Origin of the sequence: Paraburkholderia sp. JPY465 (genome assembly GCF_050436725.1) — a bacterium.
GTDB classification, from domain to species: Bacteria; Pseudomonadota; Gammaproteobacteria; order Burkholderiales; family Burkholderiaceae; genus Paraburkholderia; species Paraburkholderia youngii.
The window spans coordinates 1651296-1677645 of sequence record NZ_JBNDMT010000002.1; the positions used below are offsets into that span (position 1 = coordinate 1651296).

Annotated in this window: 21 protein-coding genes and 1 tRNA gene; 16 read left to right on the forward strand and 6 right to left on the reverse strand. The window is 63.0% G+C overall.

The window, feature by feature from the left end; translation table 11 throughout:
* Positions 1-39 precede the first annotated feature (39 nt).
* Complete coding sequence (locus QFZ94_RS09665; protein WP_368584119.1) at positions 40-783, reverse strand: TIGR00730 family Rossman fold protein; 744 nt, start codon at positions 781-783, stop codon at positions 40-42.
* Position 784: 1 nt separating this feature from the next.
* Here QFZ94_RS09665 and polA point away from each other — a divergent pair, with 1 nt between their 5' ends.
* The 3 genes from polA (at position 785) to QFZ94_RS09680 (ending at position 6011) form a co-directional block, all read left to right on the forward strand.
* Positions 785-3526: a DNA polymerase I gene (polA, locus tag QFZ94_RS09670; RefSeq protein ID WP_410848813.1), complete on the forward strand. Its 2742-nt coding sequence runs from the start codon at positions 785-787 to the stop codon at positions 3524-3526.
* 157 nt (positions 3527-3683) lie between these two features.
* Complete coding sequence (locus tag QFZ94_RS09675) at positions 3684-5039, forward strand: NAD(P)/FAD-dependent oxidoreductase (protein WP_410848814.1); 1356 nt, start codon at positions 3684-3686, stop codon at positions 5037-5039.
* Between the two features lie 99 nt (positions 5040-5138).
* Positions 5139-6011 (forward strand): dienelactone hydrolase family protein, encoded by an 873-nt coding sequence (locus QFZ94_RS09680; RefSeq protein ID WP_429456500.1) that lies wholly within the window; start codon positions 5139-5141, stop codon positions 6009-6011.
* 109 nt (positions 6012-6120) lie between these two features.
* Here the strand turns inward: QFZ94_RS09680 and QFZ94_RS09685 are convergent, their stop codons facing one another.
* Together QFZ94_RS09685 and QFZ94_RS09690 are read right to left on the reverse strand one after the other, a co-directional pair.
* Complete coding sequence (locus tag QFZ94_RS09685) at positions 6121-6990, reverse strand: sulfurtransferase (protein ID WP_410848815.1); 870 nt, start codon at positions 6988-6990, stop codon at positions 6121-6123.
* 149 nt (positions 6991-7139) lie between these two features.
* Entirely contained in the window at positions 7140-8246 is a 1107-nt protein-coding gene (locus QFZ94_RS09690; protein ID WP_368584114.1) for an aromatic ring-hydroxylating oxygenase subunit alpha, read from the reverse strand.
* 320 nt (positions 8247-8566) lie between these two features.
* On the opposite strand from QFZ94_RS09690, the gene QFZ94_RS09695 reads away from it, so the two are divergent.
* The 4 genes from QFZ94_RS09695 (at position 8567) to folE2 (ending at position 12799) form a co-directional block, all read left to right on the forward strand.
* Complete coding sequence (locus QFZ94_RS09695) at positions 8567-8875, forward strand: exodeoxyribonuclease VII small subunit (RefSeq protein WP_090808406.1); 309 nt, start codon at positions 8567-8569, stop codon at positions 8873-8875.
* Complete coding sequence (locus QFZ94_RS09700) at positions 8872-9753, forward strand: polyprenyl synthetase family protein (RefSeq protein WP_368584113.1); 882 nt, start codon at positions 8872-8874, stop codon at positions 9751-9753. The genes QFZ94_RS09695 and QFZ94_RS09700 overlap by 4 nt, the downstream gene beginning before the upstream one ends.
* Positions 9754-9840: 87 nt before the next feature.
* Positions 9841-11748, forward strand: coding sequence for a 1-deoxy-D-xylulose-5-phosphate synthase (dxs, locus tag QFZ94_RS09705; protein ID WP_176123306.1), 1908 nt, complete (start codon positions 9841-9843; stop codon positions 11746-11748).
* 244 nt (positions 11749-11992) lie between these two features.
* Positions 11993-12799: a GTP cyclohydrolase FolE2 gene (folE2, locus tag QFZ94_RS09710; RefSeq protein ID WP_429456503.1), complete on the forward strand. Its 807-nt coding sequence runs from the start codon at positions 11993-11995 to the stop codon at positions 12797-12799.
* Positions 12800-12884: 85 nt separating this feature from the next.
* Here folE2 and tsaD read toward each other — a convergent pair whose 3' ends face one another.
* The gene (tsaD, locus tag QFZ94_RS09715) at positions 12885-13913 is read right to left on the reverse strand and encodes a tRNA (adenosine(37)-N6)-threonylcarbamoyltransferase complex transferase subunit TsaD (RefSeq protein ID WP_013093004.1); all 1029 of its coding nucleotides are present in this window, start codon (positions 13911-13913) and stop codon (positions 12885-12887) included.
* Positions 13914-14058: 145 nt separating this feature from the next.
* Here tsaD and QFZ94_RS09720 point away from each other — a divergent pair, with 145 nt between their 5' ends.
* The 8 genes from QFZ94_RS09720 to QFZ94_RS09755 all read left to right on the forward strand — a co-directional run bounded on the left by QFZ94_RS09720 (position 14059) and on the right by QFZ94_RS09755 (position 23657).
* Entirely contained in the window at positions 14059-15276 is a 1218-nt protein-coding gene (locus QFZ94_RS09720; RefSeq protein ID WP_429456505.1) for an NAD(P)/FAD-dependent oxidoreductase, read from the forward strand.
* Positions 15277-15344: 68 nt separating this feature from the next.
* Positions 15345-15557 carry a 30S ribosomal protein S21 gene (gene rpsU / locus QFZ94_RS09725; protein ID WP_008919901.1) on the forward strand — a complete coding sequence of 71 codons (213 nt, stop codon included), beginning with the start codon at positions 15345-15347 and terminating at the stop codon, positions 15555-15557.
* A 233-nt stretch (positions 15558-15790) separates the two neighbouring features.
* A complete protein-coding gene (locus QFZ94_RS09730) occupies positions 15791-16237 on the forward strand; it encodes a GatB/YqeY domain-containing protein (protein WP_176378918.1) in 447 nt (148 codons plus the stop codon).
* A gap of 119 nt (positions 16238-16356) precedes the next feature.
* A complete protein-coding gene (gene dnaG, locus QFZ94_RS09735; RefSeq protein ID WP_429456507.1) occupies positions 16357-18231 on the forward strand; it encodes a DNA primase in 1875 nt (624 codons plus the stop codon).
* Positions 18232-18322: 91 nt separating this feature from the next.
* Positions 18323-20713 carry an RNA polymerase sigma factor RpoD gene (gene rpoD / locus QFZ94_RS09740; RefSeq protein ID WP_429456509.1) on the forward strand — a complete coding sequence of 797 codons (2391 nt, stop codon included), beginning with the start codon at positions 18323-18325 and terminating at the stop codon, positions 20711-20713.
* 150 nt (positions 20714-20863) lie between these two features.
* Positions 20864-20951 (forward strand) — tRNA-Ile (locus QFZ94_RS09745).
* A gap of 494 nt (positions 20952-21445) precedes the next feature.
* The gene (locus tag QFZ94_RS09750; RefSeq protein ID WP_429456511.1) at positions 21446-21616 is read left to right on the forward strand and encodes a hypothetical protein; all 171 of its coding nucleotides are present in this window, start codon (positions 21446-21448) and stop codon (positions 21614-21616) included.
* An 898-nt stretch (positions 21617-22514) separates the two neighbouring features.
* Positions 22515-23657 (forward strand): porin, encoded by a 1143-nt coding sequence (locus QFZ94_RS09755; RefSeq protein ID WP_368584105.1) that lies wholly within the window; start codon positions 22515-22517, stop codon positions 23655-23657.
* Positions 23658-23807: 150 nt separating this feature from the next.
* Here QFZ94_RS09755 and QFZ94_RS09760 read toward each other — a convergent pair whose 3' ends face one another.
* Positions 23808-24938, reverse strand: coding sequence for a porin (locus tag QFZ94_RS09760; protein WP_429457747.1), 1131 nt, complete (start codon positions 24936-24938; stop codon positions 23808-23810).
* A 283-nt stretch (positions 24939-25221) separates the two neighbouring features.
* Between QFZ94_RS09760 and QFZ94_RS09765 the strand changes: the two genes are divergently transcribed.
* Entirely contained in the window at positions 25222-25578 is a 357-nt protein-coding gene (locus QFZ94_RS09765) for a transposase (protein ID WP_410848822.1), read from the forward strand.
* An 18-nt stretch (positions 25579-25596) separates the two neighbouring features.
* Here QFZ94_RS09765 and QFZ94_RS09770 read toward each other — a convergent pair whose 3' ends face one another.
* Positions 25597-26337 (reverse strand): Crp/Fnr family transcriptional regulator, encoded by a 741-nt coding sequence (locus QFZ94_RS09770; RefSeq protein ID WP_368584102.1) that lies wholly within the window; start codon positions 26335-26337, stop codon positions 25597-25599.
* Positions 26338-26350 lie beyond the last annotated feature (13 nt).

Genomic DNA, 26350 nt, shown 5'->3' on the forward strand with positions numbered 1-26350 from the left:
TCGTGCTACGCGTATTGCGAGGCGCGCAGCGTCATGCGATCACAGGTAGAACATCCGGTCTTCGTCCGACTTGACCGGATGCGCTTCGCCTTCTTCACGGTCTTCGTAGAACTTGAGCACCGCTTCGAGCACCTGGTCCGGATTGTCGATCACCTGCATCAGATCGATATCGGTCGGATTGATCAAACCCATCGGAATCAGCGAGCTCTTGAACCACGCGAGCAGACCCTCCCAGAACTCGCCGCCGACCAGAATGATCGGCACGTGGCGCGACTTCTTGGTCTGGATCAGCGTGAGTACTTCGGCCAGTTCGTCGAGCGTGCCGAAGCCGCCGGGCATCACGATCACCGCGTCCGAGTTCTTCACGAACGTAACCTTGCGCGTGAAGAAATGGCGGAAGCGCAACGAGATGTCCTGCCACTGGTTGCCCGACTGCTCGTGCGGCAACTCGATGTTCAGACCGACCGACGGCGCCTTACCCGCATGCGCGCCCTTGTTGGCCGCTTCCATGATGCCGGGGCCGCCGCCGGAGATCACCGCGAAGCCAGCATCCGACAATTTGCGCGCGATCTGCGTGGCGAGTTTGTAGTACGGCGAGTTCGGTTTCAGGCGCGCCGAACCGTAGATGCTGACCGCCGGTCGAATCTCCGACAGGTACTCGGTCGCCTCGATAAACTCTGCCATAATCGTGAACATCTGCCACGATGCGCGGGCTTTTTTGGCCGTTGCGCGCTCTTGATCTGCGAGCGATCGCAGACTCGGAATCACTTTTCTCTTAGTCATAATGCCTGAAGAACGAAGCCTTGAAGGTAAGACCCTGCTGTTGGTCGACGGTTCGAGTTATCTGTACCGGGCCTACCATGCGATGCCTGATCTACGCGGCCCCGAGGGTGGCCCGACGGGTGCGCTCTACGGGATGATCAACATGCTGCGGCGCATGCGCAAGGAAGTCACAGCAGAGTATAGCGCGTGCGTGTTCGACGCCAAGGGCAAAACGTTTCGCGACGACTGGTATCCGGAGTACAAGGCGAACCGTCCATCGATGCCGGAAGATCTTGCCCGTCAGATCGAGCCGATTCACGTCGCGGTGCGTGCGCTCGGCTGGCCGCTGCTGATGATCGATCGTGTCGAAGCGGACGACGTGATCGGCACGCTGTGCACCGAGGCGGAAAAGCTCGGCATGAACGTGGTCGTGTCGACCGGTGACAAAGACCTCGCGCAGCTGGTGTCGAACCGCGTGACGCTCGTCAATACGATGACCAACGAAACGCTCGATCGCGACGGCGTGGTCGCGAAGTTCGGTGTGCCGCCGGAGCGGATCATCGATTATCTGTCGCTGATCGGCGATACCGTCGACAACGTGCCGGGCGTCGAGAAATGCGGTCCGAAAACCGCGGTCAAATGGCTGACGCAATATGAGTCGCTAGATGGCATCGTCGAGCATGCGAACGAGATCAAGGGCGCGGTCGGCGATAATCTGCGCCGTGCGCTGGACTTCTTGCCGATGGCGCGTAAGCTCGTCACAGTCGAGCGTCATTGCGATCTGACCGGCCACATCGTATCGATCGAAGAAAGCTTGCCGAGCCTTCCCGAGTCGCGCGAAGAGTTGCGCGAGGTGTTCACGCGCCACGGCTTCAAGACGTGGCTGCGCGAAGTCGAGATTGCCGACGCGGTCGAAGGTCCGGAAACCGACGTGCCGCCCGCGTTGTCCGTCGATCACGAGCGCCACTACGAGACCGTGCAAACATGGGAGCAGCTCGACGCGTGGCTGGACAAGATCAATGCGGCCGAGATAACTTCGTTCGATTCCGAAACCACGTCGCTCGATCCGATGGTCGCGCAGATCGTCGGCTTATCGCTGTCGGTCGAAGCGGGCCGCGCCGCGTATGTGCCGCTCGCGCATCGCGGCCCCGACGCGCCGGTGCAGCTGCCGCTCGACGAAGTGCTCGCGAAGCTCAAGCCGTGGCTCGAAAGCGCGGACCATAAGAAGGTCGGTCAGCATCTGAAGTACGACGAACAGGTGCTCGCCAATTACGGCATCGAAATGCGCGGCGTCGAGCATGACACGCTGCTCGAATCGTATGTGCTCGAATCGCATCGCACGCACGACATGGACAGCCTCGCGCTGCGTCATCTCGGCGTGAAGACGATCAAGTATGAAGAGGTCGCGGGCAAGGGCGCGCAGCAGATCGGCTTCGACGAAGTCGCGCTGGACAAAGCCGCCGAATATGCGGCCGAAGACGCAGACATCACGCTGCGGTTGCATCAGGCCTTGTATCCGCAAATCGCCGTGGAGAAGTCGCTCGACCACGTGTATCGCGAGATCGAAGTTCCGACTTCGCGCGTGCTGCGCAAGATGGAGCGCACCGGCGTGCTGATCGACGCGGAGAAGCTGCGTCAGCAGAGCAGCGAGATCGCCACGCGTCTGATCGAGCTCGAAGGCAAGGCGTACGAACTGGCTGGCGGTGAATTCAACCTGGGCTCGCCGAAGCAGATCGGCCAGATTTTCTTCGAGAAGCTCGAACTGCCGGTCATCAAGAAAACGCCGAGCGGCGCACCTTCTACCGACGAAGAAGTGCTGCAGAAGCTCGCCGAAGACTACCCGCTGCCGAAGATCCTGCTCGAACATCGCGGCCTGTCGAAGCTGAAGTCGACCTATACCGACAAGCTGCCGCGCATGGTCAATCCGCAAACCGGCCGCGTGCATACGAACTACGCGCAAGCCGTCGCGGTGACGGGGCGGCTCGCGTCGAACGATCCGAACCTGCAGAACATTCCGGTGCGTACCGGCGAAGGCCGGCGCATCCGCGAAGCGTTCATCGCGCCGCCGGGGCACAAGCTCGTATCCGCCGATTACTCGCAGATCGAATTGCGCATCATGGCGCACATCTCCGGCGACGAATCGCTGATGCGCGCGTTCTCGCAGGGCGAAGACATTCACCGCGCCACCGCATCGGAAATCTTCAACGTGACGCCGCTCGAAGTGTCGAGCGATCAGCGGCGGGTCGCGAAGGTCATCAATTTTGGTCTCATCTACGGCATGAGCGCGTTCGGCCTCGCGTCGAATCTCGGCATCACGCGCGATGCGGCGAAGATGTATATCGACCGCTATTTCGCGCGCTATCCCGGTGTCGCTCGCTATATGGACGAGACGCGTTTGAGCGCGAAGGCGAAGGGCTACGTCGAAACGGTGTTCGGCCGCCGGCTGTGGCTGCCCGAGATCAACGGCGGCAACGGTCCGCGCCGCCAGGCCGCGGAGCGGGCCGCGATCAACGCACCGATGCAGGGCACCGCGGCCGATCTCATCAAGATGTCGATGATCGCCGTGCAGAACTGGATCGAAGACTCGAAGATCGGCACGCGCATGATCATGCAGGTGCACGACGAACTGATTCTCGAAGTGCCCGACGCTGAGCTGTCCGAAGTCCGCAAGCGCCTGCCAGAACTGATGTGCGGTGTCGCCGCGCTGAAGGTGCCGCTGGTCGCCGAAGTCGGCGCGGGGCTGAACTGGGAGGAGGCGCATTGACATGCCCGTGACACGCGCACGATAACGTCGTGCGCATGTCACACATGGGTATTGGTCACTTGTGACTTCCCTGGCGGGTCGAGGACAATCGGTTCAGGACGGCGCATTCATGCGCCGCGTCGCGACAGATAATTCATCGGCTACACGGAGAAGTGCAATGCATCGATTTATCGTCGTTGGCGGAGGTGCGGGAGGACTGGAACTGGCGACGCGTCTTGGCGATCGCTACGGGGCCGGCAAGAAGGGGCGCAGCGCGCAGGCCCAGGTCACGCTGGTCGATCGCTTTCCGACGCATATCTGGAAGCCGTTGCTGCACGAAGTGGCGGCGGGCAGCATGGACCCGTTCACGCAGGAGCTCCCTTACGCGGCGCAGGCGCGCTGGCATGGCTTCGAGTTCCAGCAAGGCGATCTGACCGCACTCGACCGCGCGAACCGGCGCATCACGCTCGGCACCGTGCTCGACGACGACGGCGCGGAACTGCTGCCCGAACGTGTGCTCGAGTACGACACGCTGGTCATCGCTATCGGCAGTACCACGGCCTTCTTCGGCGTCAAGGGAGCGGCCGAATTCTCGATTGCGCTGGATACGGTTAGCGAGGCAGAGCGTTTCCGCAAGCGGCTCATCGCGGCGTGCATGCGCGCCGAACATCAGGCGCACCAGCCCGTCGAGTCGCGACCGGGACCCGGCACGTGGACGTCCAGCGAGCCGCGCATTCAGGTGGCGATTGTCGGCGGCGGCGCGACGGGGGTCGAGTTATCGGCGGAGTTGCGTAATACCGCCCAAGTGCTGTCCGCATATGGCTTGCACAAGCTCGATCCGCGGCATGACGTCGGCATCGTGCTGATCGAGGCGGGGCCGCGCATTTTGCCCGCGTTGCAGGAACGCGTTTCCACGGCCACCGCCGAACTGCTGACCAAGCTCGGCGTGAAGCTGATGATCGGCGAGACCGTGGCCGAGGTTGCGCCGGGCTACATCCGCACCGCGAGCGGTCACACAGTGCGGGCCGACCTGACCGTGTGGGCGGCGGGCATCAAGGCGCCGGCGGTGCTCGGCCAGCTCGACGGCTTGCCGGTCAACCGGCTCGGCCAGCTGGTGGTGCGCCGCACGCTGCAAACCGAGGTCGACGACAACATCTTCGCGCTCGGCGACTGCGCGGCCTGCGAGTGGCCGGGCAACGAGCGCAACGTGCCGCCGCGCGCGCAGGCCGCGCATCAGCAGGCGAGCTTTCTGCTGAAGGGACTGGCGGCGCGCCTCGAGAACAGGCCGCTACCGGAGTTCACTTATCGCGACTTCGGCTCGCTGGTCTCGCTCGGACACTTCAGCGCGGTCGGCAATCTGATGGGCGGGGTGATCGGCGGCAATATGCTGATCGAAGGGCTGTTCGCGCGCTTCATGTACATGTCGCTGTACCGGCTGCATATCGCGGCGCTGCACGGCTATCCGCGCATGATGCTCGACACCTTCGCGCATTGGTTGCGCCGTACCACGCTGCCGCGCGTCAAGCTGCACTGACTGCATCGGCGCGGGCGGACGTTCTGCTCAGTTGAATCTGCAACGGGATGCGCGCAAGGCGTATCCTGTTGCCTCTAACAATTCTTCGAGGAGCGCCCCATGCTGAAGCCTGAAGTTGATTGTCTGATTCCGCACGTTTCCTTCGATCGGCGCACCTTCATGAAGGCGGCGCTCGGCACTGGTTTCGCGGCAGCGGTGCTGCCAGTCTCGGCGCAGGCCATTCATACCGACAGCGACGGCCTCGAAGCAGGGGAAGTGGCGTTCCATTCGGGCGGTACGCTGATACCGGCCTATCGCGCGCAGCCGAAGGGCAAGACGCATCTGCCGGTGATCCTCGTCGTGCATGAAATCTTCGGCGTCCACGAGCATATCGCCGACGTGTGCCGGCGCTTCGCGAAGCAGGGCTATCTGGCGATCGCGCCGAACCTGTACGAGCGCGAGGGCGACCCGACCGCCTACACGAGCATGCAGCAACTCAACGAGCAGTTGGTCAGCAAAGTGCCCGACGAGCAGGTGCTGGCTGACCTCGACGCGGCCGCTGCGTGGGCCGGCGAGAACGGCGGCGACCTGAACCGGCTCGGCGTGAACGGCTTTTGCTGGGGCGGGCGCATCTCGTGGCTGTATGCGGAGCACAATCCGCGCGTGAAGGCGGGCGTCGCCTGGTATGGTCGCGTGACCGGCGCGAAGAATGCGATGACGCCGGCCAATCCGCTCGATCTCGTCGCCGACCTGCATGCGCCCGTCCTCGGCCTGTATGGACGCCAGGATCAAAGCATTCCGCAGGACACGCTCGAGCAGATGAAGCAGGCGATCGCGCAAGGGCCGCAAGCGGGACGCGGCTCGCAGTTCGTCGTTTATGACGACGCAGGTCACGCGTTTTTCGCCGACTACCGTCCGAGCTACAAGAAGGCCGATGCCGAGGATGGCTGGCGTCGCACGCTCGTGTGGTTCAAGCAACATGGGGTTGCTTGAAACCCTCATGTGTTTGTTTCTCTAGCGATAAATCCGATAAAAAAAGGCCGTTGCCGCTTCGAATCGACAACGGCCTTTTTGTCTGATGACGACTCGCCGCGGCAAGTGCTCAGGGGTTCGCTCCGGTCGCCACCGGCCGTTTCGGATCGGAACTCCACTCGCTCCACGAGCCCGGGTACAGCGCTGAGCCATGCAGGCCGGCAACCTCCATCGCGAGCGAATTCACGCAGGCGGTCACGCCCGAGCCGCATTGCAGCACCACGTGCTCCGGCGACGTGTCGCCGAGCAGCGCATGGAATTCCTCGCGCAGAGTGTGCGCCGGCTTGAAGCGGCCGTCGGCGGTCAGGTTGTCCTTGAAGAAGCGGTTCAGCGCGCCCGGGATATGGCCGCCGACGCGGTCGAGCGTCTCGTTTTCGCCGCGATAGCGATCGGGCGCGCGCGCATCCACGACGATTCGCTCCTTCGAGTCGAGGTTGCGCTCGATCGCCTGGCTATCGATGGTCACCGCGAGCGGCGCGGCCGCCTTGAAGTCGCCGGTATTCTGCGCGGGTACGGCCTGCGTCAGCGGTTGGCCAGCCGCTTCCCATGCCTGCAGCCCGCCGTCGAGCAGCGCGACCGCGTCGTGGCCGAGCCAGCGCAACAGCCACCAGACGCGCGCCGCGTACATGCCGCCTTGCGCGTCGTATGCGACGACCTGTTGACCTTGCTTCAGCCCCCGCGACTCGAGCGTTTCGACGAGCCGCGCGCGATCGGGCAGCGGATGCCGGCCGTTCGAGCCGTTCTTCGGCCCGGACAGATCGCGATCGAGATGCAGATAGTGCGCGCCCGGCAGATGGCCAGCCAGCCAGGCTTTCTCCCCCGCGTCGGTATCGGCGAGGTCGAACCGGCAGTCGATCACGAACACGCTGCCCGGCGCGGCAGTGAGCCGCTCGGCAAGATTGGTCGCGGAGATCAGGGTGGTGTAATGAGTGTGGGGCATGAGCGTCTCCTCGATACGGGCGATGGCGGCTGCGGGCCGCGTCGTTCACGCGGTTGGCGCAATCGCCGGTCTATGTCGTTAGTCTAAACAAAAAAAGACGGGTCGAAGCCCGTCTTTCGTTGAGTCGATCGATGCGCCAAGCGGCGGGATCAGATCGTGCCGAGTTCGCGCCGCAGAAACTCATGGAAGTGCTGCATGCCGTCTTCCATCGGGCTCTGATACGGACCGACCTGCGACTCGCCGCGCTCCATCAACGCGAGACGGCCGGCGTCCATGCGCTCGGCGATCTCGTCGTCTTCGCGGGCCGTCTCCATATAGGCGGCGCGCTCGGCTTCGACGAAATCGCGCTCGAACAGCGCGATTTCCTCGGGGTAATAGAACTCCACCACGTTGGTGGTCTTCTGCGGACCGCGCGGAATCAGCCATGACACCACCAGCACGTGCGGATACCACTCGATCATGATGCCCGGGTAGTACACCATCCAGATCGCGCCGAACTCGGGCGGATTGCCGTCGCGAAAGCGCAGCACTTCATCATGCCACTTGCGATACGTCGGGCTTCCCGGTTGCTCGAGCGCCTTGTGCACACCGACTGTCTGCACGCTGTACCAGTCGCCGAACTCCCAGGTTAGATCATCGCAATTGACGAAGCTGCCGAGGCCCGGATGGAACGGCGCGACGTGATAGTCCTCCAGATAGACCTCGATGAAGGTCTTCCAGTTGTAGTTGCACTCGTGGACTTCGACGTGATCGAACATGAAGCCCGAGAAGTCGAAGTGGCGCTTGGTGCCGAGGCGTGCGAGATCTTTTGCGACGTTGCGACCTTGCGCCTCGAACAGCAGACCCTGCCAGTTCTGCAGCGGCGTGGAGCCGAGATTCAGGCACGGGTTGTCGGCGAAATGGGGCGCGCCGAGCAGCTCGCCCTTCAGGTCGTACGTCCAGCGATGCAGCGGACAGACGATGTTCTGCGTCTGCCCGCGGCCGTTGAGCATGATGGCTTGCCGGTGGCGGCACACATTCGACAGCAACTCAACTTGCGACTGCTGGTTACGGACGAGTACCCGCCCCTCGCGTTCGCTGGGCAAGGCAAAATAATCCCCCGCTTCGGGCACCATGAGATCGTGGCCGATGTAGCGAGGACCTTTCTTGAAAAGGGTGTCGATTTCGCGCGTAAGAAGCGCTTCGTCAAAGTAAGCCGTGACTGGCAGCTGGCTGTGAACAGACCGCAACTGCAATGCATTGCTCAGATTGGACATTCCCACTCCCGATGAAGACGTGAAAGCAGTGAACAACCCAACCATCGAAGATTCGATTTAGGGAGCCCGCGATTATACCCGTTTCCCTGTGACAGGGACACTTAAGTCCCTGATTTGGGTTAAAAATGTCAAGAAAGTTCGGCATTTTCGCCGCAGACCTCGAGCTTTTTTTCTGCGAGACTTCAGGGTCGAAGCGGGGCAAAGGTGGACATCGGACAGGCTCGAAGCAAGGTGGCACGGCGGAGCGCAGGCCTTCGAGCGGATCGAAAATGTCGCTTTTGCCGTAGAATGTCCGACTTGTTTTAATTTTGCGACTATTCATGGCGAAGACCGCATCGAACGATTCCGCCGCCGCGCCAGCCGAAAGCGGCGACAGCGCGCCGCTGCCGGAGAATTACGAGGCAGCGCAGACGGAGCTGGAAGAGCTCGTTGCGCGCATGGAAGGCGGCAGCCTGAGCCTCGAGGAATCGCTGGCCGCGTACCGTCGCGGGGCGGCACTTGTCGCATTCTGTCAACAGCAGCTCGAAAAGGTCGAGCAGCAGGTGCGGGTCCTCGATGGCGAGACCCTCAAGCCGCTGCCCATGAATACCGCAGGCACAGCCGCGACTGAGAGCGGGGACGACCTATGACATTCGAACAATGGACGCGCTCGGTGCTCGAACGCGTCGAAACGGCTCTGGAACACTATCTGCCGGCCGAGACGACCGAACCCGCCAAGCTACACGAGGCGATGCGCTATGCGGTGCTGGGTGGCGGCAAGCGGGTGCGGCCACTCCTGTGCCACGCGGCCGGCGAGCTGACCGGCGCGCGCGCCGAACGCCTCGATGCGGCGGCGGCGGCGCTGGAAATGATCCACGTGTACTCGCTCGTGCACGACGACATGCCCTGCATGGACGACGACGAACTGCGCCGCGGCAAGCCGACGGTCCACGTCAAGTATGACGAAGCGACCGCGCTGCTGGTCGGCGACGCGCTGCAATCGCAGGCATTCGTCGTGCTCACGTCCGACGTATTGGGCCAGCCGCAGCAGGCCTCGCTCGTGCGCGAACTCGCGCTCGCCAGCGGCTCGATCGGCATGTGCGGCGGGCAGGCCATCGATCTGGCGAGCGTCGGCCACACGCTGACCCGCCCGCAACTCGAGACCATGCATCGCATGAAGACCGGCGCGCTGCTGCGCGCGGCCGTGCGCATGGGCGCACTGGCTGGCGAGACGCCGGACGCGCAGGCTCTGGCTTCGCTCGACGCCTACGCCGCCGCGGTCGGTCTCGCGTTTCAGGTCGTCGACGACATTCTCGACGTCACGACCGACTCCGCAACGCTTGGCAAGACCGCCGGCAAGGACGCGAAGGACGGCAAGCCGACCTACGTGTCGATTATCGGGCTCGACGCGTCGCGCGCGCTCGCGGCGCAACTGCGCAGCGACGCTCACGCCGCGCTTGCACCGTTCGGCGCTCGCGCACAGCGTCTTGCCGAACTGGCCGACCTGGTGGTGAACCGGGTCAGCTGAACGCGAAAGCCCGCCGCCGCGCACCCTCCATCCCCGGGGTGCATGAATGAAGTGCGGGCGCGTAAGTTTTCCTACAATGGAACGACGATGTACGACTTGCTGAAAACCATCGACGACCCGGCAGCCCTGCGCCGCCTCGATCGCCGTCAATTGCAACCGCTTGCCGACGAGTTGCGCGCCTTTGTGCTCGACAGCGTATCGCAGACGGGCGGCCATCTCTCGTCCAACCTCGGCACGGTCGAGTTGACCATCGCGCTGCATTACGTGTTCGACACGCCGCACGATCGGATCGTCTGGGACGTAGGCCATCAGACCTATCCGCACAAGATCCTGACCGGTCGTCGCGACCAGATGCACACGCTGCGTCAGTTGGGCGGCATCTCGGGCTTCCCGAAACGCGACGAATCGGAATACGACACCTTCGGCACCGCGCACTCGAGCACGTCGATCTCGGCCGCGCTCGGCATGGCGATCGCGAGCAAGCTGCAGGGCGACAACCGCATGGGTATCGCGGTTATCGGCGACGGCGCGATGACGGCCGGCATGGCCTTCGAGGCCATGAACAACGCGGGCGTCGAAGACGACGTCCCGCTGCTCGTGATCCTCAACGACAACGACATGTCGATCTCGCCGCCGGTCGGCGCGCTGAATCGCCATCTCGCGCGTCTGATGTCGGGGCGCTTCTACGCGGCCGCGCGTGCGGGCGTCGAGCGCGTGCTGCGGGTTGCGCCGCCGGTGCTCGATCTCGCGCGCAAGCTCGAGGAGCACGCGAAGGGCATGATTGTGCCGGCCACGCTGTTCGAAGAGTTCGGCTTCAACTACATCGGGCCGATCGACGGTCACGATCTCGATTCGCTGATCCCGACGCTGCAAAACATCAAGGAACTGCGCGGGCCGCAATTCCTTCACGTGGTCACGAAGAAAGGCCAGGGCTACAAGCTGGCCGAGGCCGATCCGGTGCTGTACCACGGCCCGGGCAAGTTCAACCCGGCCGAGGGCATCAAGCCGGCCGCGACGCCGTCGAAGAAGACCTACACGCAGGTGTTCGGCGAATGGCTGTGCGATGCGGCCGAGCTCGACTCGCGCGTGGTCGGCATTACACCGGCGATGCGTGAAGGCTCGGGCATGGTCGAGTTCGAAAAGCGCTTCCCGGATCGTTACTTCGACGTCGGCATCGCCGAGCAGCACGCGGTGACGTTCGCGGGCGGCCTCGCCGCGGACGGCATGAAGCCGGTCGTCGCGATCTATTCGACCTTCCTGCAACGCGCGTATGACCAGTTGATTCACGACATCGCGCTGCAAAACCTGCCGGTGGTGTTCGCCATCGATCGCGCGGGTCTCGTCGGTGCGGACGGCGCGACGCATGCGGGCGCGTACGACCTCGCGTTCATGCGTTGTATCCCGAACATGACCGTGATGGCGCCGTCGGACGAAAACGAGTGCCGTCAGATGCTGTACACCGCGTTGCAGCAGTCGCATCCGACCGCTGTGCGCTACCCGCGCGGCGCGGGTACCGGTGTCGCAACCGTCAAGCAGATGGCCGCGTTGCCGCTCGGCAAGGGTGAAGTGCGTCGCGAGACGTCGGCGCCGGCTGGCAAGCGCATCGCGATTCTCGCGTTCGGCACGATGGTCGCGCCGTCGCTCGCGGCCGCCGAGCAATTCGACGCCACCGTCGCGAACATGCGCTTCGTGAAGCCGCTCGACACCGAACTCGTGCGCAAGCTGGCCGAGACGCACGACGCGATCGTCACCGTCGAGGAAGGCTGCATCATGGGTGGCGCGGGTTCGGCCTGCGTCGAAGCCCTGCTCGCAAGTGGGGTTATGCGCCCCGTACTACAATTGGGCCTCCCCGATCGGTTCATCGATCACGGGGACCCGGCCAAGCTGCTCGCCGCGTGCGGTCTCGACGCCGCGGGTATCGCCCGGTCGATTCGCGAACGCTTCCTCGCAAGCGGCGCGGTCGGCGGTCAGTCGTCGGTGAAGCGCGTCGCTTAAGGCGCTGTCGCCTGTCGTGCCGCCGCGGTACGACTCATGCCGCCGTCATGCGACGGCGGCTTCGGCAATCTCCAGTTTGAATCGACGGGTCCTGCGGCCCGTCACCCAACGCCGGCGGCAGCCGGCGTTCGCCGTTGCGCGCGCTGATCTGCACGGCCGCTGGGCGCTTCGAGCTCGCTGCGCGATGGTCGCCGATGCAGCGAGACCTTGACGCAGCCAGGCGCTTTCCAGAAAGGACAAAAGAATGAATCAGATGAATCCCGCCTTCGTGATGCCCGACGTGCAAAGCACCCCCGACACGCGCCAGATTCCGATCCAGCGGGTCGGCGTGAAGGGCGTGCGTCATCCGTTGACGGTCCGCACGCAAGCCGGTGAAGTGCAGCCAACGGTCGGCACGTGGAATCTCGACGTGCATCTGCCGGCCGAGCAGAAGGGCACGCACATGTCGCGCTTCGTCGCGTTGCTCGAAGAGAACAAGGCGCCGCTCGAACCGGCCACGTTCCGCACGATGCTCGCTGCCATGCTCGATAAGCTCGAGGCCGAGGCGGGCCGCATCGAAGTGTCATTCCCTTACTTCGTGAACAAGACCGCGCCGGTGTCGGGCGTGCAGAGCCTGCTCGACTACGAAGTCACGCTGACCGGCGAGACCCGCCATGGCGCGACGCGGCTGTTTCTGAAGGTGCTGGTGCCGGTCACGAGCCTGTGCCCGTGCTCGAAGAAAATCTCGCAGTACGGCGCGCACAACCAGCGCTCGCACGTGACGATCGATGCCGAGCTCATCGGCGACGTCGCTGTCGAAGAGTTGATCCGCATCGCCGAGGAAGAAGCGTCGTGCGAGCTGTGGGGTCTGCTCAAGCGTCCGGACGAGAAGTTTGTTACCGAGCGCGCGTATGAAAATCCGAAGTTCGTCGAAGACCTCGTGCGCGACGTTGCCCAGCGTCTGAACGCCGACGAGCGCATCGTCGCGTATGTGCTCGAAGCCGAGAACTTCGAGTCGATTCACAATCACAGCGCTTATGCGATGATCGAGCAGGACAAGCGCCTGGCCTGATACGTTCTGTGTCGGTCTACGCCGTTCGTTGCAAAAGCATTGAACCCATGAAAAAGCCGCTTTTTTATCGTCTTGCGGCGCCGGGTTAGTGCGCGAGCGACGTCAGATCCCAGCGCGGCTTCACGGTGAACGCGTAGTCGTTGACGGCCTGTTCGGGCCAGCGTTGCAGACGCAGCGCGCCGGCCAGCGCGATCATCGCCCCATTGTCCGTGCACAGCGACAGGTCGGGATAGTGCACGTAAAAATTGCGCTTCTGCGCGGCGGCCGACAGCGCTTCGCGCAACTGCCGGTTCGCGCCGACGCCGCCCGCCACCACCAGCCGGTTCAGCTTCGTGCGCTTGAGCGCGGCGAGCGATTTCGCGGCCAGCACTTCGACGGCGGCATCGACGAAACCGCGCGCGAGGTCGGCCTTGGCCTGCTCGCAGATGTTTGCGCCGCCCAGCCGGTTGGCGTGCGTGAGCACGGCGGTCTTCAGGCCGCTGAAGCTGAAATCGAGGTCGCCGGAATGCAGCATCGGGCGGGGCAGCACGACCGCGCCGGGTGTGCCGAACTCGGCCATGCGCGAGACTTCTGGGCCGCCCGGATAGCCGAGGCCCAGCAGCTTGGCGGTTTTGTCGAAGGCTTCGCCGGCGGCGTCGTCGAGCGTTTCGCCGAGCGTCTCGTAGACGCCGACGTCCGTCACGCGCATTAGCTGCGTATGGCCGCCCGACACCAGCAGCGCGACGAATGGAAACGGCGGCGGCTCGTCGACGAGCAGCGGCGACAGCAAATGCCCTTCGAGATGGTGAATACCGACGGTCGGCTTGTTCCACGCCATCGCCAGCGAATTGGCGACGCTCGCGCCGACCAGCAGCGCGCCCGCGAGCCCGGGCCCTTGTGTGTAGGCGATCGCGTCGATGTCGCCGCGCGCGACGCCAGCGCGCTCCATCACCTCTTCGAGCAGCGGCAGCGCGCGGCGGATATGGTCGCGCGATGCAAGCTCCGGCACGACGCCGCCGTACTCCCGATGCATCGCAATCTGCGAATGCAGCGCGTGCGCGAGCAGGCCGCGCTCCGTGTCGTAGAGCGCGAGACCGGTTTCGTCGCAGGAGCTTTCGATGCCGAGAACGAGCATGATGAATCGCTTGGGACGGGCGCGCGCGACGCGCGTCCGAAAGTAAAAGGTAAGCTTGAAAGTATACCAGCGCGCACAAGCGGCCGCTGGCGGCCGGCTGCGCACGGGCATGGGCGCGAGGGTCCGGCAGGTACAATGCGGCCCCATGGAATCCTACGATATCGCGGTGATCGGCGCGGGCGCGGCCGGCATGATGTGCGCTGCAGTTGCCGGTCAACTTGGTCGGCGTGTGACGCTGATCGACCACTCGCAGCGTCTCGCGGAAAAAATCCGCATTTCCGGCGGCGGCCGCTGCAACTTCACGAATCTGTATGCGGGGCCGGCCAATTATCTGTCGGCGAATCCGCATTTTTGCCGCTCGGCGCTTGCACGCTATACGCCGCGCGACTTCATGGCGCTGCTGAAGCAGCATCGCGTGACATGGCACGAGAAGCACAAGGGCCAACTGTTTTGCGATCAGTCGAGCGACGCGGTCATCGACGTGCTCAAAAACGAGTGCGACGCCGGTGGCGTTGCATGGCGCACGCCGCTGTCCGTCGAAGAAGTGCGCCAGGACGCAGAAGGGCGGTTCCTGCTTGGCACGACGGCGGGCACGATCGCCGCCCGTGCGCTCGTGATCGCTACGGGCGGTCTGTCGATCCCGAAGATCGGCGCGACCGATTTCGCATACCGAATCGCCAAGCAGTTCGGCCACAAGCTGATCGACACGCGCCCCGCGCTGGTACCGCTGACCTTCGCGCCCGCCGACTGGGAGCCGTTTGCGGCGCTGTCGGGCGTGTCGCTCGAAGTCCAGCTGTCGACCGGCAATAAGAAGACCGGCGCGGAGTTCACCGAAGATCTGCTGCTCACGCACCGCGGCCTGTCGGGTCCGGGGGTGCTGCAGATATCGAGCTACTGGCAGCCCGGCGAGCCGATTCACATCAATCTGCTGCCGGAGCGCGACGCCGCGGTCGCGCTGATCGACGCGAAAAACGGCACTAAGCGGCAGATTGGCAATCTGCTGTCGGAGTGGGTGCCGCAGCGGCTCGCGCACGTGTGGCTCGACACGCACCAGGTGGCCGCCGAGGCCCGCGTCGCCGATTTGCCGGACAAGTCGCTGCGCCGCATCGGTGAGGCGCTGTCGCGCTGGACGCTCACGCCGAACGGCACCGAGGGTTATCGCAAGGCCGAAGTGACGCGCGGCGGCGTCGATACGCGCGGTTTGTCATCGACGACGATGATGAGCGCGCGGGTGCCGGGCCTCTACTTCATCGGCGAGGCGGTCGACGTGACCGGCTGGCTCGGCGGCTACAACTTCCAGTGGGCGTGGGCGTCGGGTGTCGCGGCCGGAGAGGCGGCCGCCGAATATGCCCGGGGGGCTTGACGGCGCAATGGCTTTGTGAGAAAGCTCTGCTATACTCCTGAACCTTTACAAAGTTCCGTTATTGAAAAATGACGACTATCCGCGTAAAAGACAATGAGCCGTTCGAAGTCGCCATGCGCCGTTTCAAGCGCACCATGGAGAAAAACGGCTTACTGACGGAACTTCGCGCTCGCGAGTTTTACGAGAAACCCACAGCCGAACGCAAGCGCAAGAAAGCGGCGGCGGTGAAGCGTCATTTCAAGCGTCTGCGTGGCCAGATGCTGCCAAAAAAGCTCTACTGATTCTGGCGTTGCCCCGCTGTACGCGGCGCGGCAGCATCCCAGCCGATGGCGGCACCACAGTGCCATCACGGCAAACCCGGCCCATCGGGCCAGCCGGCAGGGTCGCATCCACTACGCATATTGCGCCAACCCGCTTGAGGAAGAAGTCCCAAGCGGGTTTTCGTGCTGATGCGGCGGTATCGCCGCCATCGACCGGCCGGTTTTTCAACTTTTCAACGCAATTCAGGTGAGTGATGAGTCTCAAGGACCGGATCAACGACGATATGAAAGCTGCCATGCGGGCGCGCGAGACCGAGCGTCTCGGTACGATCCGCCTGCTGCTCGCCGCGATCAAGCAGCGTGAAGTCGATGAGCGGGTCACGCTCGACGATGCCGGCATAACCGCCGTGGTCGACAAGATGATCAAGCAGCGCAAAGATTCGATCAGCCAGTTCGAGGCCGCCGGACGCACGGATCTCGCGGACAAGGAAAAGGCTGAGCTGGCCATTCTTTCCGCCTATATGCCCGAGCAGATGTCCGAAGCGGAAATCGTTGCCGAAGTGCAGGCGGCGGTCGCGCAGACTGGCGCTGCCGGCCCGCAGGACATGGGCAAGGTGATGGGCGTGCTGAAGCCGAAGCTGGCCGGCCGCGCCGACATGACCGCCGTCTCCGCGCAGGTCAAGGCCGCGCTCGCGAAGTAACCCTGTCGATTTGTCCGGGTCGCGCGCCCCTCCGGAAGGCGAGGCGCGGGGCTTGGCCGCGGTGTCGAGCCCGGACTCCGGGCTTGGATTTTGAAGCTTTCCAGGCAGCGTTATTTACTGTGATCCCACCGTCATTCCTGCAGGACCTGCTCAACCGCGTCGATATCGTCGACGTGGTCGGCCGGTATGTGCAGCTGAAAAAGGGCGGCGCGAACTTCATGGGGCTGTGCCCGTTTCACAACGAGAAGAGTCCCTCGTTTACGGTTAGTCCGACTAAGCAGTTTTATCACTGCTTCGGCTGCGGTGCGCATGGCACGGCCATCGGTTTCCTGATGGAACACGTGGGGGCGTCGTTTCCCGAAGCGGTCAACGAGCTCGCGCAATCGGTCGGTCTCACCGTGCCGAACGAGCCTTCGCCCGGATATGGCGGTGGTGGCGGAGCTGGCGGCGGCTACGTGCCGGCGGCGTCGAAGGCTGTCACCACAGCGCTGTCCGATCTCATGCAGATCGCCTGTGACTACTACCGCAAGCAACTGCGCGGTGCGCCGGGCGCGATCCAGTATCTGAAAAAGCGCGGTCTGACCGGCGAAATCGCCGCGCGCTTCGGTCTCGGCTATGCGCCCGAAGGCTGGCAAAACCTCGAGGCGGCGTTCCCGAACTATCGCGACGACGCGCTGGTCGAAGCGGGCCTCGTGATCGTCAGCGAAAAGTCGGACGCGCAGGGTCAGAACCGCCGCTACGACCGCTTCCGCGAGCGGATCATGTTCCCGATCCGCAATGTCAAAGGGCAGGTGGTCGGCTTCGGCGGCCGCGTGCTCGACGGCGGCGAGCCGAAATATTTGAATTCGCCCGAAACGCCGCTATTTAACAAGGGCAGCGAGCTGTACGGGCTGTTCGAGGCGCGTCTGGCGATTCGAGAGCAGCACTACGTGCTGGTCGTCGAAGGTTATATGGACGTGGTTGCGCTGGCTCAGTTGGGGTTCCAGAACGCGGTCGCGACCCTCGGCACCGCTTGCACACCGATTCATGTGCAGAAACTGATGCGCCAGACCGACACGGTCATTTTCAGTTTCGACGGCGACGCGGCCGGCCGGCGTGCAGCGCGCCGTGCGCTCGATGCGTGCCTGCCGCATGCCGCCGACAACCGCACGATCCGTTTCCTGTTCCTACCGAGCGAGCACGATCCCGACAGCTACGTGCGCGAGTTCGGAACCGAGGCTTTCGCCGAGCAGGTCGAACGGGCGATGCCGCTGTCGCAGTTCATGCTCAACGAGGTACTGACCGGCAAGGAGCTCGATCAGCCCGAGGGCAAAGCCCGCGCGCTGTTCGACGCGAAGCCGCTGCTGCAGGCGTTGCCGGCCAACGCGCTGCGAGCGCAGATCATGCATATGTTCGCCGACCGGCTCGATGTGCCGTTCAGCGAAGTGGCGGCGCTTTGCGAAGTCGATGCCCGGATTGCGGCCGCGGCGCGCGAGGCGCCGGCCCGCAAGGACCGCCGCAGCGTGACCGGAATCGAGGAAAAGACGCTGCGCAACCTGGTGATGTATCCGCGCACGGTCGCGATGCTCGACGAAGAGGCCGAAGAGGCCCTGCTCACCGTGACCCGGCACGGCGAACTGTTCGCGGAAGTGACGACGCACGCGCGCGCCCTCGGCGATTCGGCGGCGTTCCAGTTGTTGTCAGATCTCTTGCGAAATGGCGCGAACGCCCCAACTTTCGAGGAAATCTTTCGCAAAATTCTAGACTATGATGAAAACGTCCGGGATTTGCTGCTGAAAGACCCGCAGGACGCGGCCGTCATCGAGGAGCGGCGCGAGCAGGAACGAATCGTCGGCGAGGAGTTGAAGGCCGCAATTTTGAAGATGCGATACGACGCTTATTGCGATCGTCTCGAACAGCTTTCGCGACAGTCACGACATACGCCGGAAGAGTTTGCCGAGTTTTCGGAGCTCAACCGGAAGCGGGCCGACATGAAGCGTCAACTCGGTCTGTAGCGGAGAGGGCAAAACCTCGGGTGCTATAATCAAAAGTTTCTAGCGGTTTGTTTTTTCAAGGGTTTTCCTAGCAAAGGCGAAAGGCGATGCGATGGCAAAGACGACAGGCGGAAATCAGACAACTGGCTCACGCGCTAAAGAGCGCACCGGAAAAGTTACCGAAGCCAGGCTGACTGCATCCGCCAAAAGGACGTCTGCTGTCAGCGTTGCACCAGCTGCCGGGAAGAAGTCGTCGACCACTGCGGCCGCGCAGGCCGCACCGGTTCGGGCGGCGAAAGCTGTAGCACCGCCGGCTGCCAAGCGGGCGGGTGTCAGAAGCGCAAGGGAAGCGGCTGCCGTTAAGGACGATGCGGCAGCGCGCGTGACTTCAGTATCCACGGTTCATCCGGCTGTTGTCCAACAGCCGGGGGTCGAGACTACAGCCGGTACGGCGAACTCCATGACGAAAAAGCTGAATGAAGTACCCGTCGATGACGATGCAACCCAGGCCGAAGAAACCGCTGCCGCCGCACCGGGCAAGGTGGAAAAGGTCAAGGCTCGCGACCGTCGTGCAAAGGAAAAAGCGCTGCTGAAGGATGCGTTCGCGTCGTCGCAGCCTGGCACGGTGGAGGAGCTCGAGGAGCGTCGCTCCAAGCTGCGCGCGCTGATCAAACTCGGCAAGGAGCGCGGCTTCCTCACGTACGCTGAAATCAACGATCACCTGCCGGACAACTTCACCGAGACCGAGGCGATCGAAGGCATCATCAGCACGTTCAACGACATGGGCGTCGCGGTCTACGAACAGGCCCCTGACGCTGAAACGCTGCTGCTCAACGACAACGCGCCCGCGGCTTCGTCGGACGATGAAGTCGAAGAGGAAGCCGAAGTCGCGCTGTCCACCGTCGACTCCGAATTTGGCCGCACCACCGATCCCGTGCGCATGTACATGCGCGAAATGGGCACGGTCGAGCTGCTTACGCGCGAAGGCGAAATCGAGATCGCCAAGCGCATCGAAGACGGCCTGAAGCACATGGTGATGGCCATCTCCGCGTGCCCGACCACGATCGCCGACATCCTCGCGATGGCCGAGCGCGTCGCCAATGACGAAGTGCGCATCGACGAACTCGTCGACGGTCTGATCGACGCCGACGCGGAAGACGCCGACGGCTTCTCCGCCCAGGAAGCGGAAGCGATCGAGAACGAAGACGAGGAAGCCGAGGAAGAGGACGAAGAGGACGAGGAAGAGGACGACGGCTCGGCGCAAGCCACCGCCAACGCCGCGCAACTCGAAGCGCTGCGGCGCGCGTCGCTCGAAAAATTCGCGTTGATCAGCGAATGGTTCGACAAGATGCGTCGCGCGTTCGAGAAGGAAGGCTACAAGTCCAAGTCGTACCTGAAGGCGCAGGAAACCATCCAGAACGAGCTGATGACGATCCGCTTCACCGCGCGTACCGTCGAGCATCTGTGTGACACGTTGCGCGCGCAGGTCGATGAAGTGCGCCAGGTCGAGCGTCAGATCCTGCATACCGTAGTCGACAAGTGCGGCATGCCGCGCGCGGAATTCATCGCGCGTTTCCCGGGCAGCGAGACGGACCTCGAATGGGCCGACAAGATCGTAGCCGAGGGGCATGTATATAGCGCGATCCTCACGCGCAACATTCCGGCGATTCGCGAACAGCAGCAGCGTCTGCTCGATCTGCAGGCGCGCGTGGTGCTGCCGCTGAAGGACCTGAAGGAAACCAACCGTCAGATGGCGGCCGGCGAACTGAAGGCGCGTCAGGCGAAGCGCGAGATGACCGAGGCCAACCTGCGTCTCGTGATCTCGATCGCGAAGAAGTACACGAACCGCGGTCTGCAGTTCCTCGACCTGATTCAGGAAGGCAACATTGGCCTGATGAAGGCGGTGGACAAATTCGAATACCGTCGTGGCTACAAGTTCTCCACGTATGCGACGTGGTGGATTCGCCAGGCCATTACGCGTTCGATCGCCGACCAGGCGCGCACGATCCGGATTCCGGTTCACATGATCGAAACGATCAACAAGATGAACCGCATCTCGCGCCAGATTCTGCAGGAAACCGGTCTCGAGCCGGACCCGGCAACGCTGGCCGAGAAGATGGAAATGCCGGAAGACAAGATCCGCAAGATCATGAAGATCGCGAAGGAGCCGATCTCGATGGAAACGCCGATCGGCGACGACGACGATTCGCATCTGGGCGACTTCATCGAAGATACGAACACGGTCGCCCCGGCGGATGCGGCGTTGCACGCGAGCATGCGCGACGTCGTGAAGGATGTGCTCGACTCGCTCACGCCGCGCGAAGCGAAGGTGCTGCGCATGCGTTTCGGTATCGAGATGAGCACCGATCACACGCTCGAAGAAGTCGGTAAGCAGTTCGACGTGACGCGTGAGCGGATTCGTCAGATCGAGGCGAAGGCGCTGCGCAAGCTGCGTCATCCGAGCCGTTCGGACAAGCTGAAGTCGTTCCTCGAAGGCAATTGACGTCGACGGCCGCGGCTCGCCGCAAATGATGCGATTAAGGGGCCTCCCGGTCGTTTCGCGGAAGCGAAGCGGTTGCGGAGGCCCCTTTTCGTGTAGTATGTCGGCCAATCGACGAAACGGGCCCGGCCTTCACGACCGGGTCTTTTTCTTGGGCTGGACGCCGTGTTGGTTGCAGGCAGTGGACTCATAATCCACCTCCGAAAGGACATCGTGGGTTCGAACCCCACCCGGCCCACCAAAGTATTGAAGAAAGGGTTCCGAATTCCGGAACCCTTTTTTGTTTTTGGGCGGCCTTCGGCTGCCTGTGTTTCGCGACACTCATTGGCATGTCGCTTGCTCCGACTCGGCTTCCACGCCCTATCCAATAACGAGAACGATCATGCGAACCGACCACAGCGCAGCCGAGTTAATCCCGCCCCAACCCCTGCCAGCCGCGTCGCCCGCGTCGCTCGATGACGCCAACGAAGACCCGCCGCAGCCATCAGTGCGAGCACTGACGCGGGTCGCATTCTGCTTCGCGTGGCTATTCGGGCTGGAGCCGTTCCTCACGGCTTCGTCGGATGAGGTGGGGATTCGCGCTTCGAACGTCACTGAGGCGTCGGGCGTTGCAATTTCGGTTTCGAGCCAACGCAACTTCTACAGGCGCCGCCGCCGGCGAGCTTGCCAGCGATCGCAGGAATAGCCGTTGCGCATCCAGCGTAGGGAGAAGTTCCCGTCCACGTGGAGGCCGTCATGCAAACCGACCCAACCATCGATCCCGTCGCGCCTCCGAATCAGCCGCTCGAGGAATCCGACTGCGAGCCGCGTCCATTGCCCGACACGCCGCCCGATACCGACCCGCTCGCTCCGGGTTCCTCGCCCGAGGACGAGGAGGCGCTCGAGCGCGCTCCCCGCAAGCCATAAGCGCTGATCGCGCGTAATCAGGGAAACTCCGTGTAAATGCGGGTGCCGCCCGGCCGTTAATTGAATGTGGAAGGCCTGTTGATGCACGCCGTCCGCTTTCAGCGCGGGTCTTGTCACGCGGCGGCCGGCGCCGCAATTCACCTCCGGGCAATGCCCGTGCTGAAGGCTTTTTCGAGTGGTCGCGAGTGCATCTTTAGAGACGTGACTGAGGGTGCTTGCTAAAGCGTGAAATCAGAAGACCGCCGCAATGGCGGTGTCTCAATAGTGAATGCTGATTCGACGCGACAGGCTAAGACCGTTGTGCTGCCAGGGAGTGGCAGCAACTGTTTACCTTGGCCAATAAAGACCAGGTGAATAGGCGGTCTTGTCGATTCGACGAGTTAATCGTTCTCGCTCGAAACGATTAATTGCCACATGAGCCAAGAAGACTGCATTAACCCCATTAAGTTCCCTTGAGCTCAAAGTAAATTTAAAACAACGCGGAAAACCGTCATTCGAGCCATTCGATTACCAGAAATATCGACGGTCTTTTCGTCGATTTGCTCCGACCCGATTACGTCGCGCGTATTAAAACACTGTTGCAAACGCACAACTTCGAATATTGGCGCGTTGCAAATTCGTTTTGATTGGGGCTGGCGATCCGGCACTTAGATCTTGCGATAAACGTCGGAAAAACAAGAAGTTATCCCCATCGGCTCCAGCATTGTTGCGAAATTCGAAAAACCCTGTTGCGTGAATTGTCGGCGTCGATACCAGGGTGTCCCCCTACACTCACGCTTCGCTTCAAGGGTGCCCGGTCGATCCGAACGGGTCGGCCAAGCGGGCGGCGGCAGATGCGATGCATCGGCTGCTGAGGCAGGTCCTGCTCCCCGTATAAATTTTTCGAATTGGAGTTCCCATGAAAAAGAGTCTCATCGTCGTTGCGGCTGCCGCATCGTTCGCTTCGGTCGCTCACGCACAAAGCAGCGTGACCCTGTACGGTCTGATCGACGCAGGTCTGACCTACACCAGCAACGTTGCTGGCAGCTCCAAGTGGGCAGCAAATAGCGGCGGCATCGACCAGAGCCGCTTCGGCCTGCGTGGCTCGGAAGATCTGGGCGGCGGTCTGAAGGCAATCTTCACGTTGGAAAGCGGCTTCAACATCAACAACGGCCAGTTCGCTAACAACAAGGGCATGTTCAACCGTCAGGCCTTCGTCGGTCTGTCGAGCGCGCAATTCGGTACGGTCACGCTGGGTCGCCAGTACGACGCAGCGCAGGACTACCTTGCACCGCTGACCGCAACGGGCAGCTGGGGCGGCACGAACTTCGCGCACCCGTTCAACAACGACAACCTGAGCACCAACGGTGGTCTGTCGGTCAACAACTCGGTCAAGTACTCGAGCGCTAACTACGCTGGCTTCACGTTCGGCGGCACGTACGGCTTCTCGAACCAGGCTGGTAACTTCGCAAACAACCGCCAGTACAGCTTGGGCGCTGCATACCAGTGGCAAGGCCTGCACCTCGGTGCTGCGTACGTACAGCAAAACAACCCGGCTGCTAACACGAGCGGCGCATCGGACGGCGTCGTGGCGAACACCGCGGGCGTCCTGACGGGCAACTTCCGTCAGCGTCAGTTCGGCGCAGGCGCTTCGTACGGCTTCGGCCCGGCGCTGGTCGGCGTGGCCTGGACGCAATCGCGCATCGACAACCTGGTTGGTGCAGCAGCTGGTCAGCGTCAAGGCCACACCAACAACTACGAAATCAACGGCAAGTACAACGTGACCCCGGCGATGGCTCTCGGCGTTGCGTACACGTTCACCGACGCACGCGGCTACGGCATCAACGCCGACGGTAACGACATGAAGACCCGTTACCACCAGATCGGCCTGCAGGCTGACTACTCGCTGTCGCGTCGCACCGACGTCTACGCTCAGGCTGTGTATCAGCACGCAATGGGCGACGGCGGCGTGGCTTCGATCTACAGCGGCGACAACACGGTTCCGACCTCGTCGTCGAAGAACCAGACGGCTGCTACGGTCGGTCTGCGTCACCGCTTCTAAGCTTCAGCAGAAGCTGCCTGTAGTACAGAAAGGTGCCGTTCGCGGCACCTTTTTTTATGCGCGCGGCAAACCGGTAAGCCGGTTTCCGTATGCGAGCCAAAAAAACGGGCGTCCCTGGGGGCGCCCGTTTTGGCATTACGACCCGGAGACTTAGAAAATCGTCCGCAGACCGAGCGCAACGCCGGTCTGGTTGTTGCGGCCCGGCAGTTCGACCGAGGCCGCGCCAGACACCTTGTCGAAATCGACGGTGCCGTACACCTCGGTACGCTTCGACAGCGCGTACTCGGCCAATCCGACGAACGTGTAGCGATAGCCGCTGCCGACCTGACCATTGCCGATCGCCGCGTTCGACATGTGGTCGTAGTACGCGGCGCCCGTCAGCGTCAGCGCGCGCGTGGCCTGCCACGTGACGCCGGCGAACGGTCCATTGTCGATGCGGCCCGAGCCCTTGACGATATCGACGCCCGGCACGAGCGTCTGCTGTGCGAGCGCGCTGTCGACGAAGCCGGTGTCGTCCTTCGAATGCAGGTAGCCGACGTACAGCTTCGTCGAACTGAACGCATACACCGCGTTCGCGTTGAAGATGGTCTGCTTGTGATTGCTGTTGTCGATGTTCTGCTGCACGCCGGCCGCGACCGACAACGGACCCGCCACGTACGACAGCGTGAAGCCGTACATGTTGCCCGCGCCGAGATGGCCCGGCACCTGGCCCGAGAAGCCGCCCTCGCCGGTCGATTGCGAGTTCGTACCGAACGAGTACATCGCGGCCACCGTCAGACCTTTGAACGTGCCCGTGTATTTGACCGCGTTATCCGCGTACAGCCCCGCGCCGAGCGCGCCAGGCAGCCACGAGTTCTCGTTGTAGTTGCCTACCGTGAGCGGGTCGTAGGTGTCGCCGAGCAGGTCGAACAGCGGCGTCTTCTGGCGACCGAGCGTCAGCGTGCCGTACTGACTGCTGACGCCGACGTATGCGTTGCGATTGAAAATGCGCTGGCTATCCGAGGCCGAGCCGTTCTGCAGGTTGATACCGCTTTCCAGATCGAAGATCGCCTTCAGGCCGCCGCCGAGATCTTCCGAGCCGCGCAGACCCCAGCGGCTGTTGGTGATCGCGCCGTTGGTCATGTACAGACGGTCGTCGTTTTTGGCGTTGGAGTTCGTCAGATAGCGCACGCTGACGTCGGCGACGCCGTACAGCGTGATCGAGCTTTGTGCCGAAGCCTGTTCGGACGTCACGGCAAGCGCGGCGCCGCCGACGAGCGCGGCAGCCTTGATAAAGCGGATGTGTCTCAAGGGATTTCCTGCGTGTGGAGAGAGATTTTCTAGTTCGGCCGCGGCGCGCGCCGAGGGGCGGCGGCGCCGGGCGCGCCGATCATAGACCACGATCCGCGTTGGGCCATCAGGGCTTTGACGCAATAACCTATTGCCATTTTTGACGATTGCGTCGGCTCGGATCACAAAAGTTGACTTTCTCCCAGGCAAGCTTCGAGTAGTCTCGAACGAGTTGATGTATCGACACTACTTTTGGAGCGACGCCAGCACGCGCCTGACGCGTGCGCTTTCACGCATGAATCGTCCATCTTCCGAATCCATCGGGACCACGCCGGTCGTTCAGGAATTGACCGACGAGCAATGGCAACAGGTCGCGCCGCTATTGCCCGAAACCCTGCATGACGGCGTCCCGCGGCGTGGTCGTCCGCCGATCGATATTCGCCACGTGCTCAATAGCGTGATGTGGGTGCTGCACACCCGTGCGCCGTGGAGCGCGATGCCCGGGCACTACGTGCCGTACCAGACCGCGCATCGCTACTATCTGCGCTGGAAAAGATCGGGCGTGTTGAGCGCGATCATGCTCGCGCTGTTCAAGACCGACGCCGCAATCCAAACGCGCGCGACACGCAAGGGCGGCGTGCGCGCCGGGTAGCCCGCGCCAGCCGCGCCGCTAGATCTGCTCTCGTCCGTACGCACCTAACCGCTCGAGATCGAGCACTTCGATCTGGTTATACGACAGACGCAAAATCCGCAGCTTCTCGAGGTTCTGCAGCGCCTGATTGATGCGCTGCCGCGACACCCCCGCGAGCAGACCGACCTCTTCCTGCGAAATCGCCAATGTGCGGCCCGTGTCCGGATACAGATCCGGGTTGAACAGCTGCGCGAGCGATTGCGCGACGCGAGCGTCCACGTCGAGCAGCCGGCTGTTCTGGATCGACGCGATGAATTCCCCCATCCGGTTGTTCAATTGGCGGATCACGAAACCCGTGAACGGCAGGCTCGCTTCGAGCAGCGCATGGAAGGTCGCGGACGGCACGAACATCACCAGCGACGGCTGGATCGCGGCCACGTCGTACTTGCGCAACTCGCGCTTGATCACGCTGCCTTCGCCGAACCAGCCGCCCGGCGGCACGCCCGACAGCGTGCAGCTGCGGCCCGACGCATTGTAGATAGCGAGCTTGATTAGCCCCGAGTGCACGCCGATCCAATAGTCGGACGGTTGCTGGCGACGCGCGATCCACGCGCCGCCTTCAAAGTGCTCGGCGTGCGCGCTGGCGAGCACCATCGCCTGATGCTCGGCGGCGAGCGCGCGAAACCATGCGCAGGTGGAGAACAGCCGCGCAAGGTCGGCGAGCGCGACGCGTTGCGGCGGGCGGGAGTCGGCGCGGTCGGTGAGAGGAGCGTCGGTCATCGGCGATAAGCGG

Bases quoted from the DNA above. Each gene is read 5' to 3' on its own strand.
- QFZ94_RS09665 (WP_368584119.1), bottom strand. From the start codon at position 783: ATGACTAAGAGAAAAGTGATTCCGAGTCTGCGATCGCTCGCAGATCAA.
- polA (WP_410848813.1), top strand. From the start codon at position 785: ATGCCTGAAGAACGAAGCCTTGAAGGTAAGACCCTGCTGTTGGTCGAC.
- QFZ94_RS09675 (WP_410848814.1), top strand. From the start codon at position 3,684: ATGCATCGATTTATCGTCGTTGGCGGAGGTGCGGGAGGACTGGAACTG.
- QFZ94_RS09680 (WP_429456500.1), top strand. From the start codon at position 5,139: ATGCTGAAGCCTGAAGTTGATTGTCTGATTCCGCACGTTTCCTTCGAT.
- QFZ94_RS09685 (WP_410848815.1), bottom strand. From the start codon at position 6,990: ATGCCCCACACTCATTACACCACCCTGATCTCCGCGACCAATCTTGCC.
- QFZ94_RS09690 (WP_368584114.1), bottom strand. From the start codon at position 8,246: ATGTCCAATCTGAGCAATGCATTGCAGTTGCGGTCTGTTCACAGCCAG.
- QFZ94_RS09695 (WP_090808406.1), top strand. From the start codon at position 8,567: ATGGCGAAGACCGCATCGAACGATTCCGCCGCCGCGCCAGCCGAAAGC.
- QFZ94_RS09700 (WP_368584113.1), top strand. From the start codon at position 8,872: ATGACATTCGAACAATGGACGCGCTCGGTGCTCGAACGCGTCGAAACG.
- dxs (WP_176123306.1), top strand. From the start codon at position 9,841: ATGTACGACTTGCTGAAAACCATCGACGACCCGGCAGCCCTGCGCCGC.
- folE2 (WP_429456503.1), top strand. From the start codon at position 11,993: ATGAATCAGATGAATCCCGCCTTCGTGATGCCCGACGTGCAAAGCACC.
- tsaD (WP_013093004.1), bottom strand. From the start codon at position 13,913: ATGCTCGTTCTCGGCATCGAAAGCTCCTGCGACGAAACCGGTCTCGCG.
- QFZ94_RS09720 (WP_429456505.1), top strand. From the start codon at position 14,059: ATGGAATCCTACGATATCGCGGTGATCGGCGCGGGCGCGGCCGGCATG.
- rpsU (WP_008919901.1), top strand. From the start codon at position 15,345: ATGACGACTATCCGCGTAAAAGACAATGAGCCGTTCGAAGTCGCCATG.
- QFZ94_RS09730 (WP_176378918.1), top strand. From the start codon at position 15,791: ATGAGTCTCAAGGACCGGATCAACGACGATATGAAAGCTGCCATGCGG.
- rpoD (WP_429456509.1), top strand. From the start codon at position 18,323: ATGGCAAAGACGACAGGCGGAAATCAGACAACTGGCTCACGCGCTAAA.
- QFZ94_RS09750 (WP_429456511.1), top strand. From the start codon at position 21,446: ATGCAAACCGACCCAACCATCGATCCCGTCGCGCCTCCGAATCAGCCG.
- QFZ94_RS09755 (WP_368584105.1), top strand. From the start codon at position 22,515: ATGAAAAAGAGTCTCATCGTCGTTGCGGCTGCCGCATCGTTCGCTTCG.
- QFZ94_RS09765 (WP_410848822.1), top strand. From the start codon at position 25,222: ATGAATCGTCCATCTTCCGAATCCATCGGGACCACGCCGGTCGTTCAG.
- QFZ94_RS09770 (WP_368584102.1), bottom strand. From the start codon at position 26,337: ATGACCGACGCTCCTCTCACCGACCGCGCCGACTCCCGCCCGCCGCAA.